At 34.2% G+C, this 18,695-nt stretch carries 16 protein-coding genes and 1 pseudogene; 2 read left to right on the top strand and 15 right to left on the bottom strand.

Annotated elements, in window-relative coordinates:
* Positions 1-84 precede the first annotated feature (84 nt).
* A pseudogene (locus tag PQF83_RS03695) lies at positions 85-631 on the bottom strand (cobalamin biosynthesis protein CbiN).
* Between the two features lie 174 nt (positions 632-805).
* On the opposite strand from PQF83_RS03695, the gene PQF83_RS03690 reads away from it, so the two are divergent.
* A complete protein-coding gene (locus tag PQF83_RS03690; protein ID WP_001086306.1) occupies positions 806-1,789 on the top strand; it encodes a ketoacyl-ACP synthase III in 984 nt (327 codons plus the stop codon).
* A gap of 43 nt (positions 1,790-1,832) precedes the next feature.
* Here PQF83_RS03690 and PQF83_RS03685 read toward each other — a convergent pair whose 3' ends face one another.
* From PQF83_RS03685 to PQF83_RS03620, 14 genes are all read right to left on the bottom strand, one after another.
* Complete coding sequence (locus PQF83_RS03685; RefSeq protein WP_000886928.1) at positions 1,833-3,107, bottom strand: MFS transporter; 1,275 nt, start codon at positions 3,105-3,107, stop codon at positions 1,833-1,835.
* 203 nt (positions 3,108-3,310) lie between these two features.
* Positions 3,311-5,059: an MFS transporter gene (locus tag PQF83_RS03680; protein ID WP_000438136.1), complete on the bottom strand. Its 1,749-nt coding sequence runs from the start codon at positions 5,057-5,059 to the stop codon at positions 3,311-3,313.
* Between the two features lie 36 nt (positions 5,060-5,095).
* Entirely contained in the window at positions 5,096-5,635 is a 540-nt protein-coding gene (locus PQF83_RS03675; RefSeq protein ID WP_000678337.1) for a PadR family transcriptional regulator, read from the bottom strand.
* 194 nt (positions 5,636-5,829) lie between these two features.
* The gene (locus PQF83_RS03670; protein ID WP_000427393.1) at positions 5,830-6,624 is read right to left on the bottom strand and encodes a polyphosphate kinase 2 family protein; all 795 of its coding nucleotides are present in this window, start codon (positions 6,622-6,624) and stop codon (positions 5,830-5,832) included.
* Between the two features lie 273 nt (positions 6,625-6,897).
* Positions 6,898-7,839: an ROK family protein gene (locus PQF83_RS03665; RefSeq protein ID WP_000521671.1), complete on the bottom strand. Its 942-nt coding sequence runs from the start codon at positions 7,837-7,839 to the stop codon at positions 6,898-6,900.
* Positions 7,840-7,858: 19 nt separating this feature from the next.
* Complete coding sequence (gene pfkB, locus PQF83_RS03660; RefSeq protein ID WP_000562120.1) at positions 7,859-8,782, bottom strand: 1-phosphofructokinase; 924 nt, start codon at positions 8,780-8,782, stop codon at positions 7,859-7,861.
* Positions 8,783-8,794: 12 nt separating this feature from the next.
* Positions 8,795-9,640 carry a tagatose-bisphosphate aldolase subunit GatY gene (locus PQF83_RS03655; protein WP_000961489.1) on the bottom strand — a complete coding sequence of 282 codons (846 nt, stop codon included), beginning with the start codon at positions 9,638-9,640 and terminating at the stop codon, positions 8,795-8,797.
* A gap of 4 nt (positions 9,641-9,644) precedes the next feature.
* The gene (gene nagA, locus PQF83_RS03650; RefSeq protein ID WP_001110428.1) at positions 9,645-10,808 is read right to left on the bottom strand and encodes an N-acetylglucosamine-6-phosphate deacetylase; all 1,164 of its coding nucleotides are present in this window, start codon (positions 10,806-10,808) and stop codon (positions 9,645-9,647) included.
* 6 nt (positions 10,809-10,814) lie between these two features.
* Positions 10,815-12,002: an SIS domain-containing protein gene (locus tag PQF83_RS03645; protein WP_000924264.1), complete on the bottom strand. Its 1,188-nt coding sequence runs from the start codon at positions 12,000-12,002 to the stop codon at positions 10,815-10,817.
* A 77-nt stretch (positions 12,003-12,079) separates the two neighbouring features.
* Positions 12,080-12,799, bottom strand: a complete 720-nt coding sequence (locus PQF83_RS03640; protein ID WP_000560690.1) for a GntR family transcriptional regulator — start codon at positions 12,797-12,799, stop codon at positions 12,080-12,082.
* 164 nt (positions 12,800-12,963) lie between these two features.
* Complete coding sequence (locus PQF83_RS03635) at positions 12,964-14,229, bottom strand: Gfo/Idh/MocA family protein (RefSeq protein WP_000626886.1); 1,266 nt, start codon at positions 14,227-14,229, stop codon at positions 12,964-12,966.
* 26 nt (positions 14,230-14,255) lie between these two features.
* Positions 14,256-15,089: a carbohydrate ABC transporter permease gene (locus PQF83_RS03630; RefSeq protein ID WP_002163696.1), complete on the bottom strand. Its 834-nt coding sequence runs from the start codon at positions 15,087-15,089 to the stop codon at positions 14,256-14,258.
* Positions 15,082-16,026, bottom strand: coding sequence for a carbohydrate ABC transporter permease (locus PQF83_RS03625; protein WP_000389885.1), 945 nt, complete (start codon positions 16,024-16,026; stop codon positions 15,082-15,084). The genes PQF83_RS03630 and PQF83_RS03625 overlap by 8 nt, the downstream gene beginning before the upstream one ends.
* 53 nt (positions 16,027-16,079) lie before the next feature.
* Positions 16,080-17,330 carry an ABC transporter substrate-binding protein gene (locus PQF83_RS03620; protein ID WP_000758671.1) on the bottom strand — a complete coding sequence of 417 codons (1,251 nt, stop codon included), beginning with the start codon at positions 17,328-17,330 and terminating at the stop codon, positions 16,080-16,082.
* Between the two features lie 435 nt (positions 17,331-17,765).
* Here PQF83_RS03620 and PQF83_RS03615 point away from each other — a divergent pair, with 435 nt between their 5' ends.
* Entirely contained in the window at positions 17,766-18,629 is an 864-nt protein-coding gene (locus PQF83_RS03615; protein WP_000615934.1) for a PucR family transcriptional regulator, read from the top strand.
* Positions 18,630-18,695 lie beyond the last annotated feature (66 nt).

Here is an 18,695-nt window from a genome sequence, read left to right as displayed (position 1 = left end):
AAGTGTAGCATAAGTAATTCGCTTTCACAAGATTAAACCACCTATAGAAACAGAAAGAAAATCTTTATATATTTACTTTAATCGTCATTTTTTGCGAGTTCTTCTCACAACAAAAACAATGATTAATAATAGACAAATGGAAATGATAGCAACTTGCCACCAACTGAAACCGCTCACCATCTCCCCTTTTAAATCCACTTTCTTCGTTGGAACAGACTCTTTTGCAATTTGACGTAAAGCCACTTTGTCCGCCCCTGCCTCATCTAATCTCTTCGTTCCACTACAACTATTTGTGTGTAATTGTTTTTCAGATCCTCTTTGAGAAGAATATATTAAGTACTCTCCTCCTTCCACAAAATGAAACACACAATCACCACCATTTGTATATACAATAATTTGCGAAGAATTTGTCCCTTTCCAAATTTTCTTCACTTCAAATAATACTTCAATTCCACCTCCTTCTTTCCTTCCAACCTCAATTACTTGTCCCTCAAACACTACATCGTTTTTTTTGAAAAGCCTCTTCTGCTGATACGTTAATACAATCACAAGCATAAGATTTCTCTGGAAAAATAATAAAAATAAAGCTACAAATAATGACAAAAGGCAACATACGTAAAATTCTTTTCAAGGAGCCCAACTCCCTTCATTATCAATTTTAGAAACTTCTCGTATATTATTTTTACAACACTCGCTAAATTCCTCCATAGTAAGCTAAGTCGTTCAATACACTAAAAATCTATATTGACATTTTTATAACCTGATATTAGTATCAGGTTATAAAATAAAGTTAGGAGCTGTTCCTATGAATTCTAAATCCCGTATTACTGCAATTGGTACTCATGTTCCAGAACAAATATTATCAAATCATGATTTAGAAAAAATGATCGATACGAATGATGAATGGATTGTACAAAGAACAGGAATGAAGGAAAGAAGAATCGCTAGCGAAGATGAATACGCCTCAAACTTAGCCATTAAAGCAGTTGAAAATTTATGTACAACATATAAGAAAAACTTAGAAGATGTCGACTGTATCATTGTCGCTACTACTACTGCTGATTACGTTTTCCCTAGTGTTGCTTGCCAAATACAACAATACTTCAACATACCTCATACAATGGCATTTGATTTAAATGCCACTTGCGCTGGTTTCACATATGGCTTGCACGTCGGTAATAGCTTGATTACTTCTGGATCACATAAAAAAGTACTTGTCGTAGCGACAGAGACATTATCAAAAGTTACTGATTACACCGATAGAACGACCTGCATTTTATTTGGCGATGGTGCTGGCGCTATTTTATTAGAAAGAGATGAAAACAAACCAAGCTTTATCGCGTATCACATGGGCACAAACGGTGACGGCGGAATTCACCTATACAGAACAAATTTATCTACCACTATGAATGGCACACAACTGCAAACAAATGAAAAAATCGTTCAAAATGGAAGAGAAGTATATAAATGGGCAACACGTACGGTGCCAGCAGGTATAAAAGAACTATTACATACTGCAAATATGCAAAAAGATGATATAGACTGGCTCATTCCTCATAGCGCTAACTTACGCATGATTGAATCTATTTGTGAAAAATCTCAAATTCCAATACAAAAAACATTAACGAGCGTGGAATATATGGGGAATACATCTTCTGTCTCTATTCCACTCGCTCTAGATTTAGCTAGAAAAGAAGGGAAATTAAATAACGGAGACACACTTTTACTGTACGGATTTGGTGGTGGTCTTACACATTTAGGTCTTATTGTGGAGTGGGATTTAAGTTAAATGCATGAAAAAGAGGTTCTAGTCAATAACTAGAACCTCTTCTTTAATTTCTTTCTCCTTTTCGAGACCATATCACAACAGGAATAAGCATGAAAGCTAACACTCCTCCAGCTAATGACAATGCCGCATAACTTGAATTCGCTACTACCATTCCTGACATCGCTCCACCAGAAGCTCCAGCTAACGCAATAAACACATCTATCTTCCCTTGTGTTTTTGCACGTGTGGAAGGTATAGTTGCATCAACAATTTGAGCAGTACCACTTATTAAACCGAGGTTCCACCCTAATCCAAGTAAAGACAAAGCAACGATTAATAGTATTAAAGAATCACTCGGCGCTATCGCAGCTATGACACCTGCTGCTAATAAGATTACTCCACCAGCTATACTCATCTTAGTTCTGCCAATTTTATCAATTAATATTCCTGTAACGAGAGATGGAAGATACATTGCACCTACATGAAAACCAATTACAAGACCTACTGCACTTAAAGCATGACCGTGGTGTCCCATATGAACTGGCGTCATCGTCATAATCGCAACCATCACGATTTGCGTAAGTATCATTACGATAGCTCCAACTGTAATGCCTCTTTTATTTTCTTTCGCTTCTTCTATTACCGCTTGCCCTTTATATGTATGTTCTTGTTTATATGATTCTATCATATTAGCAATAAGTAACGGATCTGGACGTAGCATAACAAAAAGGACAAGACCCGCCAGTATAAACGCCGCCGCTGATAATATGAATGGGCCAGCAAGTTCAGGAATTCCAATTGAATGAGCAAACCTTCCCATTACACCTACTAAATTTGGACCTGCGACTGCACCAAAAGTCGTCATTACCATCGTAATACTAATGGCAGTTGCTCTTTGCTTCTTATTCGCTAAATCCGTTCCAGCATAACGCGCTTGTAAATTTGTAGCTGTACCCGCGCCATATATGAGTAAAGAAACTAGTAAAAGAATAATACTATTTATTAAAGCTGCCAATACAACTCCAATAGCCCCTAGTCCACCTACTATAAAACCCGCTGCAAGCCCTACGCGGCGACCATACTTTTGCGATAACTTCCCAACAAAGAAAGCCGCTATCGCAGATCCCATCGTAAACATAGCAGCCGGTAAACCTGCAAATGCATCTGTCCCAAGCATTTGCTGCGCAAGAAGTGCACCTACTGTAATCCCAGCAGCTAACCCAGCTCCGCCGAACATTTGTGAAATACTTACGATTATTAACGTTCTTTTGTATAATTTTTGTTGCTCTTCCTCTGTATACATACGATTACTTATTAAAGCCCCCGCCCTATCTAACAATTCCTCATCCTCCCTTTAAAATTAAACCCTCTTGTTAATGTACTATGTTTAACGTTACATATTCAATGCCATTTTCCATTCTTCTCTTTCATTCTAAAAAACTTTCTAACCGAACTCGACTTCTCTCATGCTATATTAAAAATACTACCATTCACAATATGTAATCAAAAAACAAAAAACAGGCTGCTATTAGCCCGTTTTCTTTACACTTCCTCTACTACTCTTCCACTTTTCTTTTTACTCAAAACCTTTCTTTCCGAAAATAACAAACTTACTAAAGCACAAATTAAAATAATTGGCACACTCGCTTTATATAAATCTGTAAAACTCATCGCCATCTGATTCTTAGCATAATGGTTTACATCATTCGAAAATGCGAGTACTTCTTTCTTTATACTTTCCTCTTGTTTTTCAACTTCATTTGTCACTTGATTCATAACTTCTTCTCTTTTTATATCTCTATATTCTACTGGAACAGCATTTAACACTTCATCTACTTTTTGGTGAATTAATTCGTCTTTTTTCTCTTTATGTAACCCTACAAATTTTTCATTTTGATGCTTTTCTACATTCGTTTCTATACTTTGATTCTCTATTTTTTCTTTTGTCATTTGTAATATCTCCGCTTGCTGAGTATTACCTACATGAATATTACGCACCTTTTCTTCTGCATAACGATATACATTCTCTTTATTTACAGTTAAGTTGTGAGTTAAGTTAGATACAAATATTGCGACCGCTAAAACAATACCTACTTGCCGCAACATTGACACGACACTTTGAGAAGCAGTTAATAATTCCCCTTCAAACGAAGAAGCACTTAAAACTGTAATTGGACCTACTACTAAACCATACCCAACACCCAATATCATACATGGAATAATAATTTCTATATTTGTTGAATTAACATCAATCATTTGCAACCAATAATAAGATAAGCCCATCACAAGAAAGCCTGATAAAATAATAGTTACTTTTCCGAGTTTTTTAATTAAAGTTGCTGCAGCTGGTGAGACAAAAAATATCATTGCTGAAATAGGTGTCACTAAAAAAGCTGCTTCAATTTCCGTTCGACCTTGTATTTTCGTCAAGAACGTCGGAAGCAATACAGTAACTCCAATTAAAAATAAATTACTTAATATGACAACGATAGATGCTCCGACAAACATTCGATCTTTAAATAAATTTAAATTCACCATGGGGTTATGAATCTTTCGCTCTACTAAAACAAATAGAATAAGAGAAATAGTGCTAATTGCATAACAAAACAATGCAATCTTACTTTGCCATCCCCATGTATTACCTTTTACTAATATGAGAGTAAAAGAAAAAATTGCTGTGCTACTTAATAGCAATCCTATCCAATCTATTTTTGAGGTAATACGTTCTTCATTTTTTATTTGTAGCATAAAGCAGCATAAAATGATTCCAAGAATACAAATTGGAACATTAACGAAGAACACCCATCTCCAACCGAAATTTTGTGTAATAATTCCGCCTATTACTGGTCCCATTGCAGCTGACAGTCCTTGTGTTACGCCTAAAATTGCTAGTGCAACATGCCTCTTAGCTAACGGCATAGCTGATACACCAATTACCATACTAGTTGGAAATAAAATCGCTGCCCCTACACTTTGTATAAAACGGGAAAAGATAAGAAAATCCCCTGTATTAGCAAAAGCACAAAGTACCGATCCACCACCAAAAATCACCAGACCAAGAATATACATCTTTGCTTTTCCAAAGATATCAGCTATCCGCCCTAGCGGGATAGCAAGTACTGCTATTGTCATTGTATAAACATTTAATACCCAAGACATTTTTTCCAATGAAGTATTTACACTCGTTTGTATCGCTGGTAACGCTATATTCATAATTGTTGTATCAATCATACAAAGAAAAATACCTAAGCACATTAAAAAGACAATCTTAATACCCTTTGATTGCTCCATGTTCATCTACTCCTTTATTTATAATGAACGTGTTTTTCATTCTTCCATTTTATCGTGTTCTTTTGCTTCTAGTTGTTCTAGTTTTCTTTTCAATGTCTCTACTTGAGCACTATAAGATGCAATACCTACATCGAGTGAAATTTCCTCGACAAAAGTAATACCGTTTCTCCACTTTTCATATTTCAAACGAAGATCCGTAATATATGCTTCTTTCTTTTCAATTTCATCCTCAATCCATTTTTTAATTGTCTTATCATCACTATAATTACCGAAATACATCCTCATTAAAAAATCTGAACGTAAAACATCTTTCTCTACATCCGTTTGCATGTATTGATAAAACTCTTCACGCCCTGCATCTGTAATAAAGTACATTTTCTTATTCGGTTTCCCTTCTTGCATAACAACTTCTTTTTTTATTTTCCCCTCTTTTTCCAACTGACGTAACGTTGGATAGATCATCCCAAAACTTCCATCAAAGAAATGAGTAAATACATCTTCAAACACAATTTTAATATCATAACCAGACAATTCTTTTCCCATTAATAAGCCTAAAACAACATCTCTTCCTTTCAAAATAAGACCCCCACATAGTATATAATCAATAATCATATTAACAATGTTAATATGATTATTGATTATATACCTTATTCTGTTATTTGTAAAATGTTTCTAAATAAAAAACACCCTGTAATTTTATTGTTCAAAATTACAGGGTATTTCTACTTTATATTTCATAAACAAACTTTGTACTATTTTACAACTACATCTTAATTCGTTTTAAAATCTTCTGTCTTACCTTCTTTCATCTCATAATAATACGAAGGTAATTCTATATTATGTTCTAAAAGGTAATCCTCAATTAACGAAATAATCACTTTCAACGTTTTCAAACGAGCATACAATTTATCGTTACTCGCAATAATTTGCCATTTCGCATTTGGCTTATTTGTTTTTTCAAACATTTCTTCCATTGCTTCAACATACTCGTCCCATTTTTCGCGGTTTCGCCAATCTTCGTCTGTAATTTTCCATCTTTTCAAAGGATTGTTCTCTCTATCTTTAAACCTCTTTAATTGTTCATCTTTACTGATATGATAGAAGAACTTCCCTATTATGTAATGATCATCGGTTAATAATTTTTCAAAATCATTAATCTCATCATATGCTCTCATCCATTCTTCCTGTGTAGCAAAACCTTCCACACGCTCAACTAACACACGGCCATACCACGAGCGATCAAAAATGGTGATTTGCCCGTATTGAGGAAGTTTCCGCCAGAAACGTTGCAAGTAATGGTATCGTTTTTCATGAGGTGCTGGTGCTCCAATTGGATTTACTTGAAACCCACGCGGATCAAGGTGTTCCGTCACTCGTTTAATCGCCCCACCTTTTCCAGCCGCATCCCAGCCTTCCATAACGAGCATAACTGCAATTTTTTCTTCTTTTACAATTTGCTGCAACGCTAATAAGCGCCTTTGATATTTTTCAAGTTTCTTATTGTACTTAGATTTCGATTCAATTCTTTTCGTTACATCTACTTTAGCAAGAACTCCATTTTCCATAAAACAAATCCCCCTTGTTGTATGACAATGTTATCTTACCATACTTTTTTGGTAATTTCTTCATAATTCTATTCCCTTTGACTTATACTTCAAATCGAGAACCAAAATGATAAATCACATCCGTACATACTTTATAGCACATCATCAACAAATGTATATTCCTATTAATATTTCAAACAAAAACAACCATCAGCTGATATATAAACAAGATAATGGTTGTTTGAAAATAAAAAGCTCTACGTGTTAACTATTCTAGATAAATATCTTCTAAAATTATTTCTTCATTGACTTTTCCTCACATTGATTCAACGCTACATAACAAGCTCCATATACACCAGCATCATTATGTAATGATGCTAAAGCGATTTCCACCTTATTTTGATAGATATCCATTATTTTATCATGGAACCTTTCTTGAATTTGTTTCAAAAATGGTTCACCTTGCTCTGTAATACCTCCCCCAATAATAATTAATTCGGGGTTAAATATATAAGTAATATTTACTAAACCAGCAACAACATACTGTAGAAACTGTTCATATACATCCTTTGCCAATCGTTCTCCTCTGTACATACGTTCTATAATTTCTTCACCTGTGATTGTACCTATCTCTAGCCCTTGAATTTTTGATGCTTCTTTATACTGACGAATCAATGCCGAAGTCGATGCATATCTCTCATAACATCCCTCTCCGCCACAACTACATTTTTCTCCATTATGAACAATTATCATATGACCAAGCTCTCCTGCTAATCCTTTCACTCCCTGAAGCATTTTGCCATTTATAATGATTCCACTACCAATTCCGGTTCCAAGTGTGATTAAAACAATATGTTCTTTCCCCTGCCCTACTCCTTTCCACATTTCACCGAGACAAGCTGAACGAACATCATTTTCAATACTCGCCACATACCCTGTCTCACTATAAATGTAATCTGCTATTTTTGTACCGCTATATCCCGAAATATTGGCAGAATACAGAACTTCCCCCTTGATATTATCAATAATCCCACACGATGATACACCTACAGAATGAATTTTATAGCTCTTTTCAAACTCATATATTACTTCACAAATGCGATACAAAATTTCTTTCTTTTGATTTTGTACTGGTGTTGTTATTTTCCCTTGTTCATGTACCATTCCTTGTTCATCAATCATTGCATATTTTATAAAAGTTCCTCCAATATCAAAACAAGCAACGTACTTCCCCATATTTCTCCCCTTCCTACTTTTAGACAATTGTAATTTCATTATAGAAATTCTCTACATTTTTAAGCTGTATGTAACCTGTTATTTCCTCAGCTGCGTTAGCCATTCCACACGCCACCGAAAAACGAAGTGCATCCTTTATCCCATACCCCTTTGCGAGTGCTAACGTTATTCCTGCAACCATTGCGTCACCTGAGCCAACGGCATTGATTGTTTTTATTTCTGAAATAATTGCCCTTATGCTTTCATCTTTCGTAATAAGTATCGCTCCTTCTCTTCCAAGTGATAACAAAACATACTGCACGCCCCCCTCGCAGATTTTAGTTGCTTCCGCAATCATTTCTTCCTGTGACACACGTTTTTTTTGAAGCAACTGACAAATTTCTTGCCTGTTTGGTTTAATTAAAAATGGTTTTCCTTGTATGCCATGCAATAATGGTTCTCCACTTGTATCTAATATGAATTTTTTACCGTTTTCAGCCGCCTTTTGTGCCAACTGTTGATAAAATGAATTTGGAATACCCTTAGGTAAACTTCCCGATGCAACAATAAACTCAAAATCTTTTACTATCCTTTCATATTTTTTTATAAAAAGAGCTATTTCATCCTCTGAAATAGCTGGTCCTGCTTCTAATACTTCAGTAGCTGACGCAGATTTTTTTGTGATTAACGCTATACAATTGCGAGTTTCTTCTTTAACGGAAACAAACTCATCAATAATCGATAAATCTTTCAATCTTTTTCTTATGAACTCACCATTACTACCACCAAGTAACCCAGCTCCTGTTACTTCTTCTCCAAGCAAACGAAGTACTCTCGATACATTAATGCCTTTTCCACCCGCAGTTTTTTCATAGTCTTTCGTACGATGTATTTTGTTTAGTTTTAATTCTCCTAATTCATATCGCATATCAACAGATGGATTCAATGTAATTGTCGCAATCATAAGAATATCTCCTTACACACGATTTAAACTTTTGCACATCTTTATTTTATCTGCAACAACCCGTTTCATCGCCATAATTGCATCTGAAAAATATTTACGCGGATCATTTTCTTCTGGATGAGAATGTAGATAATGGCGTAATGCTGTTCCGAATGCAATTTTTAGCTCTGTTGCAATATTTACTTTACAAATTCCTAAACGAATCGTTTCTTGCACTAAACTGTCTGATAATCCAGATGCCCCATGTAGTACAAGAGGAATATTGACTTGCTTTCTGATATTTATTAATCTTTGTAAATCTAATTTTGGTTCCCCTTTATATAGTCCATGTGCCGTTCCAATTGCAACTGCCAATGAGTCAATATTCGTGCGTTCTACAAATTCTTTCGCTTGGTAAGGATCTGTATAAATTGAGTTTTCTACTTTTATATCTTCTTCTATTCCTGATAATTGCCCTAATTCAGCCTCTACTGTTACTCCATATTGTTTTGCATACAACGAAACTTCCTGAACAATCTGAATATTCTCTTCAAATGGATGATGCGATGCATCAATCATAACAGAGCGAACTCCTGAATCAATACAATTTTTAATATCACTTATATCCTCATGATGATCTAAATGTAGGCTAATTGGTATTTCATATTGCTTTCTCGCTGCTTCAATCATATGCAAAAGATATTCTTTTCCCATATATTTTATTGTGCCTGGTGTAGCAGCTATAATAACAGGTGACCTAAGCTCTACTGCGGATTCAATTACTGCTTTTAAAGTTTCTAAATTATGAATATTAAAAGCCGGAACCGCATAACCCTGTTCTTGTGCATTTCTCAGTATAAATTGAGTTGAAACAAGCATACTCTCAAATCCTCTCTTTATTCTTTTTATATTTCATTTCTCCCCCTACAACTGTTCCTATAAGATCTAAATCCTCTGTTAATATAAGAAAATCAGCTCTTTTCCCTGGTGCTATACTTCCAATTTCATTATCAACTCCAATACTTTTAGCAGGAATTAACGATCCCATATGAACACATTCCCATAACGATGCATTTGTCCATTTCTCTATATTCTTCACACCATCAATAAATCGAAGTGTACTTCCTGCTAAAGAACCCGCCTCTGTTCGGGCAATGCCGTCTTGCACTTGGACAACAAATTCTCCTAAATTATATGTGCCATCCCCTAATAAGCCCGCTCGCATACAGTCACTAACTAAACAAGTTTTGTCGTATCCTTTACATTTATATAAAATATTCACTACGCTTGGATGTACATGATGTCCATCTACAATGATTTCACCATACACATGCTCAGTTGAGAGTACCGCTCCAACAACGCCAGGTTCACGGTGATGTAATCCTTTCATTCCATTAAACGTATGCACAAAAATCGTCGCTCCTGCTTGAATCGCATTCTGGCATATCTCATAGTTTGCATTCGTATGCCCAATTGCTACATGAATATTCTTTTTCACAGCATGATGTATACACGCAATAGCACCTTTCCTCTCTGGTGCCATGGCAATTTTTTTAATTGTCCCTTCTGATGCAACAATCCACTCCTCTAACATTTCAATGGTTGGATCAATAAAATATTTAGAGTTTTGTGCACCTTTATAGACCTCCGTAAAACAAGGTCCCTCCAGAAAAGCTCCAATAATATTGGCCCCATCCACTCCTCTTTTTTTTGCATGAGCTATATTTTTTAAAGCTTTCATTATATTTTCCGAAGAATCAGTTAATGTTGTAGGTAAAAAACTCGTAACACCATTTTCCAATAACATAATAGAAATATTGTTTAACGATTCATATGTGCTATCCATTACATCATGTCCCGCTACACCGTGAATATGTGTATCCACAAATCCTGGAGAAATAATACTTCCTTCAAAATCCATTACTAACGCTCCGTCTACTATTTCTTCAACATGTTTTAGAAAGTAGCCATTTACAATATGTAAATATCCACCCTCACGAACACCATCTTCTAGTAGATACATAGATGCTTTGACATAGTAGTTCATAAATTGCTATTCCTTTCCTTTATAAGGATGTACTGTTACCCCTCGAACGATACGATTTACACTTCCACTTGGACAAGGGTTATCTGGAGTAATCCCTAATGCAATAGATTTATATAACGCTAAAATTTGTCCGTATAATATATAAATAAACGTAATATACATGTCATCTTTCAGATTGCGTCCGTCATTGCATAAAAATGTATTTGAATTTCGCCTTGCTTCCTGATTATCTTGATGTGCTATAACAATAATCTCGCTTCTTTCTTTCTCTTGAAAAAGCTCTTTTAATAAATCAAGATCATATTTTTTCGTATACTCATCATTAGATAAAAATAATACAACAACTGTATCCTTATCTAAAATTGATTTCGGTCCATGCCTAAACCCAAGTGTTGTGTCAAACGTAACTGGGATACGACCAGCAGTTAACTCTAAAAATTTTAAAGCAGCCTCTCGAGAAAGTCCCTCGAATACGCCTGATCCTAAAAATACAATTTTACGAAATTCTTTTTCTGCAATTCGTTGAATTTCCTGTTCTTGTTTTTTGATTACATCTTTTCCTAATCTTACAATATCCATAATGCTAGGTTCTAAAAGATGGGTCTGATTATAGTTACATAACATAAGTGCAGTTAACATCATAGAGGTAAAACTTCCTGTCATTGCAAACCCTTGATCGTTTGCCTCCTGTGGCATATACATAACAAAAGCGTTCTCTTTATGCTGAAATTGCTTCGCTAAATTTCCTTCTTCATTACATGTTATAATAATATGATAAACTGAATGAATAATTTGTTCTCCTAATTGCGCTGCCGCTACACTTTCTGGACTATTGCCTGAGCGAGCAAAAGACACTAAAATTGTTGGGATGTCTGGCTGAAGATAGTAATAAGGACTTGAGACTATATTTGTTGTTGGAATGCTTTCAATATGCATTTTCTTTAAATTCGTAATCCTTTTTACATATGGAACAATTGTGTCTCCAACAAAAGCGGATGTCCCTGCACCAGTGAAAATAACCCTCACTTGTTCATGATCTCTTGAAATACGTGAAAAGAAGTCTATAATTTCATGATGTTTGCTTTGAAAATTCAAATATACTTGCTCCCAAAGATCTGGCTGTTGTGCAATTTCTTTCGCTGTAAAACACGCTCCATATGTTTCTCTTATTTCATCATTTGCATGTAATAACATTTCAGAACCCCCTTAATATTAGTCCACATCTTATCACGTCATCATTACCAGTTGAATTACAATAAGTATAACTATACTTATTGTAATTCAACTGTGTAAGTAAATTTATCTCCTCTTGCAATGGTCTGTGTGTATTCAATTATATTTTCTTTCGCATATGCAATACGTTCTAGAGATAAAGATGGTTCATTCTTTTCAACTTGTAGCCATGTTGCATGCTCTTTTTCTGCTGCAATCGCTTTGAAACTTTCCACCGCACGTGTGATATGAACTTGGTATTTTGTACGGAAAATCTCGTACATTGGTGTTTCTTCTAATTCTTTCTTCGTTAAATATGGAAAGAACTTTACAGGAATATAAGATGTTTCAAATAGCATGGGTTCTTTATCAGCTAACCTTAATCTCGTAATTTGATATACCTCTTCTCCATTGTTAAGATTCATAATTTTCGATATTTTTTTATCGCAATGAATTATGGAAAATGATACGACTGTTGATGATGGAACCTTTCCAAATTTTTTCATTTCTTCTGTGAAACTATAAAAACGGACAAGACTTTGATTAAATACACGAGGTGAGACAAAACTCCCTTTACCATGTTTTTTATAAATATATCCTTCTTTTTCTAATTCTTGCATCGTCTGCCTTACTGTTGTTCTACTTACATCATGAATCTCGCATAGTTCACGTTCTGATGGAAGCTTATCATGTTCTTGTAAATTCCCAGTTTCAATTTGCTCCACAATAATATCCATTAGTTGGTAGTATAATGGTGTTCGATTATCTTTTGCAATCATGTTTTACTCCCTCATCTATAAAGTTGTTATGACCAGTTTATGGCTATTATATCGAATGAAAATAGGAATTACCATTACTTTCTCACAGAGAAAGATAAGCTTATTCTATCTGTTAAAATTTACTTGAATCGTATATTTAATTTGTTTCTTTATATGCACTCTTCTTACTTTGCTAGATTCATCGATTGTTGTAACTCTGTCACATATTGCTTAAGATTTACTGTTTCACCCGTTATTCTTGATCTTTCAGCAGCAAATGCAATCAAATGACTATTTGCCGAAATCATTGCAGACGTTAAACTTTCTGTTTTATTGCTTTTTACCTTTTCGATAAAATCAGTCATAATTGCATTATCTGCTCCCATATGTCCACCTTCTATTGTTTTTGGGTAAATCGTTTCAACTTCACCTGAAAAATATTTGACCTTCAATTCATTTAATACATCATGACCATGAATTTCACCATGTGTTCCCATAATTTTAAACGTACGGCAACACTCTTTTGTAAATGCAGACATTGTAAAAGCAACTGTTACATCATTATCAAACAGCAAATTTACTACTTGATGATCCACAACATCATTGTCACAATGGTACACACAACGCCCATAAGGTCCCTTTTTTAGTGCCTCCAGTCTATTTTCAATGCTTGTATCAATAGAAACTACATTCGCTGGCCATTCATCTCTCTCATGTAAATACCATTTTAAAGCAGAATATTGGCAGTTTCCCTCAACTTCACAACCATCTGTACAACGTAACGTCGAACCCTTAGGTGCATGTTCGGATTTAAAATGAGTCAAACTTCCAAAAGATGAAATCTTTTCACACTCTGCACCCACAAGCCATTGTAGCACATCCATATCATGACAACATTTTTGCAAAATCATTGAACTTGATTCAGACTTATTACGCCAATTCCCTCTTACAAAACTATGTGCTTGATGCCAATGACCGACATTTTCATTCCATTGAATTGAAACGATATCCCCTATCTTCTTTTGATCAACAATTTCTTTTAAAGTCCTATAGAATGGTGCATACCTTAACACGTGACATACTGTTAATAACACGTTATATCTCGTGGCAGCCTCTGCAATTTCCAATGTCTCTTTAGGACTTGGTGACATTGGTTTTTCTAATAAAATTTTGTATCCCTTCTCAATCGCTTGCATTACAGGTTTATAATGAAACCGGTCGGGCGAACAAATAAGCAATACATCACAAAGCTTTTCTTTCGCTAATAACTCTTCCCATGTTTCAAATTGCATATCTTCCGAAACGTTATGCATTTCAGAGAATTTCTGTCTTTTTGCATTATCCAATTCTGCAACCGCAACAAAAGTTATCTCTGTTGGATGTTCTAACGCGTAAGAAGCATAAGCGTACATTCCACGACTTCCTGCCCCAATTAATGCCGCCGTAATCATACATATCCTCTCCTATTCTATTATTCTTATTTTCCACCTGTAATTGTAATTCCTTCAATAAATTGTTTTTGTAAAAAAATAAACAATAACAACATTGGTAAAATCGCTAAAAATGATCCCGCCATTAGTACAGGATAGTTTGTTGCATATTGCCCTTGTAGTGAAGATAAACCAACTGATAATGTCATCATATCTGGTGAATTATTTACAATCATCGGCCACATCAATTCATTCCAAGACCAGAGTGTTGTAAATATACCAAGTGCAATTAAACCTGGTTTCGCAAGAGGCAGCATAACATACCAATAAATTTGGAAGTGATTGCAACCATCTAATCTCGCCGCTTCTTCTAGTTCCTTTGGAACGCCCATAAAAAACTGACGCAATAAAAAGGTACCAAATGCACTAAATAACCCAGGTACAATTACCGCTTGTAATGTATTCAACCAATCCAGTTTTACCATAATTAAATATTGTGGAAGCAAAAACACTTGAGCTGGAACCATTAGGACGGAAAGAGTTAGTAAAAACAGTACATTTCTACCCGGAAATTGTATTCTAGCAAAAGCATAAGCTGCTAATGAGCATAAAAACAACTGCCCAATCGTTCTAGCTATTGTAACAATTACAGTATTCATCATAAATTTTAAAAATGGTAATAAGTTGAATATTTCCGTATAGTTACTCCACATAAATTGAGATGGGATAATAACTGGTGAAACTTGAACAGATTCTGCATAAGTCTTTAGAGACGTTAATATCATCCAAATAAAAGGACCAATGGTTAATAAGGCACCTATGATAAGTATTGTATGAATCATAATTTTATTTTTATTGACTGCACCTACTCTTTTATTCATCATAATGCACCCACTTTTTCTGTAATATCATTTGAATCGCTGTAATGATTAATATAATAATTAATAATACAACTGCTATGGCTGCCGAATATCCTTTTTCATTCAAAATAAAGGCATTTTGATAAAATAAATAAACAATAGATTGTGTATTTTCAATTACATTACTTGTTCTACCAATCATCATAAAGATGAGATCGAATACTTGAAATGCCCCAATTAAAGACATAATCGTTACAAAGAAAATAACTGGCGATAAAAGTGGCAATGTAATCTTAAAGAAAATTGTAATTGGCCGGGCTCCATCCATAATTGCTGCTTCATAGTATGTTTTAGGGATGTTTTGGAGACCAGATAGAAAAATAACCATGTTATATCCTATCCCACCCCAAATCGCAACTATAATAATTGAATATAATGCAATGTTAGGGTTGGTAAGCCAATTAGGACCATCAATTCCAAAGCATGATAACATGTAATTGAGTAACCCATAGTCAGAATTATAGATCCATTTCCATACCATCGCGATTGCAGCAGGCATTGTAATAACAGGTAAAAAATATAATGTTCTATACAGGGATTTCCCTTTAATGTTTTGATTTAATAGCACCGCTAATATGATGGATAAAAATATACTGATTGGAACAGTAAGCACGATATAAATAAATGTATTTTGAAAAGCCTTTCCTAAATCTTGATCAGTAAACATCTTTTTATAGTTTTCTAATCCAATCCATTCATAGCTACCAAACGCATCCCACGCTGTAAAACTAAAATAAATATTTTGCAAAATTGGCCACATATAAAAAATGAATAACCCTAGCATAGTTGGGGCAATCATGACATATGCCCATATATAATCTAATTTCTTTTTCTTTTTATATTTTTTTTGTATATGTGTGTGTTTTTGCTCCACTACCTTTATTGATAGATCCTCCATCTCTTCACTCCTCCCATAATTTTTGATTTAAAGTAAGGAGAGGATCCCTCTCCTTATTTTTTAGAAAGAACTTCATTTGCCTTCTCTGTTAATTCTTTTGTTGCATCTTCAACATTCAATTCTCCTCCCCATACCCTTTTTAATACTTTTGTTTCTTGCTCCCATAAAGCTCCTGTATTTTTCACACTCGGTAATGGGTAAGAATATTCAAGACCAGTGATATACGCTTGTAAATTCAAGTTTGGAACGGATTTAACCCATGCTTCTTGTGTTCCATTAAAAGCAGGAATAACTGTTCCAGTTTCTGCAAACACATCTGCTGCCTCTTTAGAACCTAAATATTTCACAAATTCCCAAGCTGCATCCGGATATTTTGTTTTCGCTGAGATGACATTTGCTAGACCATGAATCATAACAGCTCTTTCTTTCCCTTTTGGCATAACAGCAATATTTAAATCAGGATTTTTCTTATATTCTGGTACCATCCAAGGCCCATCAAAAATCATCGCTACTTTACCTGATAAAAACAAATCAGATGCTGTTGTCTCTGTCATTTGAGCAAATGTTGGTGATAATCCTTCTTTAATAAAACTAATGTTATAATTAAACGCTTCAATTGCTTGTGGTTTATTAAATCCTACTGTTTTTTTATCTTTAGAAAGAACATACCCTTTATTTTGGTAAATGAGATCATAATAGCCACCTTGATTTCCCATTGCTGCTGCAAATCCCCAAACATCTTTTTCCTTTTTCGTCAATTTTTTTGCAGCTTCTTTCATTTTCTCCCAATCCCATGAATCATCTGGATATGCTACTCCAGCTTCATCAAATAATTTTTTATTATACCAAAGTGCCGTTGTATCAAAATCTTTTGGAATACCGTAAGTTTTATTATCTACTGTATATAAATCAACTAAAGATTTCGGATAATTTTCCAATTTATACTTATCCTTTTTCGCTTTATCATCCAAAGGCATCAATACTTTCCCCGAAGCGTATTTCACAACATTTGGTCCATTCATCCAAAATACATCCGGCAATGCATTTCCTGTTGCTGCCGTTTCAAGCTTCTGAAAATACTGCCCATACGCTGTTAATTCTATTTTCACCTTAATATTCGGATGTTTTTTATTAAACTGTTGAACCACTTTTTCCACTGCTGGTAGTTGTTTCTTATCCCAAAGTGCATACCGTAATTCTATTTTTTCATCTTTAGATGACGTGTTAACTTTTTCGCCACTGTTAGAACATCCTACTATTGCCAATAGCAATGTTGACAAAAAGATAATAAACCACTTTTTCATCCCTTTTCCTCCTCTAGAAACAATCATCTATATAACATAATCTTTACTTATGTTTCTTGTAATTCACTGACGACAAATTAAACTAATATAATCAACTTTACAAAAGATTTGGAGCACCTTGTAAATAAAGCGTTTACAAACGAATTTTATTCATTTATAAAAACAATGCTCGTCTCTCCCTTCCCTATCAATTTTAGTAGACTTATGTCATTACCAGTTGAAGGAATAAACTATCATTGATATATTATTTATACATATACCAATTTGATCACGACATGATGTTGTCATTACCAGTTGTTATGAAGTATAACACTATCACTTTTTCCTCTGCAATATATTTTCTGAATTTTTTAAATTTTCATCACGAACTGTATTAATCCATTATCCCTATATAATTTGTTATTAATAAATAATATAAAGATAAGGAGTGTTGATATGATTCAACAATTAAAAAAATATTACGCTAAAGATATAAAAATTAATGAAGCCATACTTTCTGAAGATTACAGTTGGTTTTTGATTGACGGGAATAGAGTAGGAATTCGTAAATCTCGCTTACATAAACGGGAGTGTCAATTGCTTTCATCCCTCTTAACTCCCATCCATACTGACACATGCTACGAAACAAAAATAGAAAAGTATTGGTACGAAGCGTTATATCAGAGTAAAGATATTCAAATAACATCTGTACGCTTTTTACATTTCTTCACAACGCATCCTATAACGGAACGAGAAGAATTTCATAATGCTTTACATTCAATACTTGGTTTTGATACTCCTACAATATGGGAAACTTCACAAACTGGAGTCCTCATCTTAACAGAAAATATATCTGAATATAGATTACAAACAGCCCTTGATACGCTAGAAACAGATTTTTTTATATCCTTATCCTTTTTTGTCGGCAGACACTACACCCAAACCAATCAAGTTTCTCACTTGTATCAATGGGAACGAAATTTATTTTCTTATCTTTCTCCCTATTTATCAAAGAAAATTACATACATTGAACAACTTCTCCCTTATCAATTAATGACCTTATTACCAAAAGAAAAAAGAGAAAAATATACAAATCGTTTATTGGAAAATGTTTCCAATGATAAAGAACTAATAGAGAGTATTAAAGTATTCTTCCAATGTAATTTAAATGTATCACTTGCGGCTAAACAATTATATTTACACCGAAATACTTTACAGTATCGAATTGACAAATTTATTGAAAAAACAGGATTGAATATAAAAACATTTGAAGGTGCTGTGGCTGTTTATTTGGCTTTTCTTTCTTTGAACATCTCGTAATTTTGCATAAAAAAATTAACTTTTTTTGTGCAACTTACCAATTCACCTTACATTAAATAAAACTTA

The sequence above is a fragment of the Bacillus sp. FF-1 genome (assembly GCF_028548245.1).
Lineage (GTDB): Bacteria > Bacillota > Bacilli > Bacillales > Bacillaceae_G > Bacillus_A > Bacillus_A paranthracis.
Note: the sequence above shows the minus strand (reverse complement) of the source record. Positions and strands in the feature narration are given on the sequence as shown.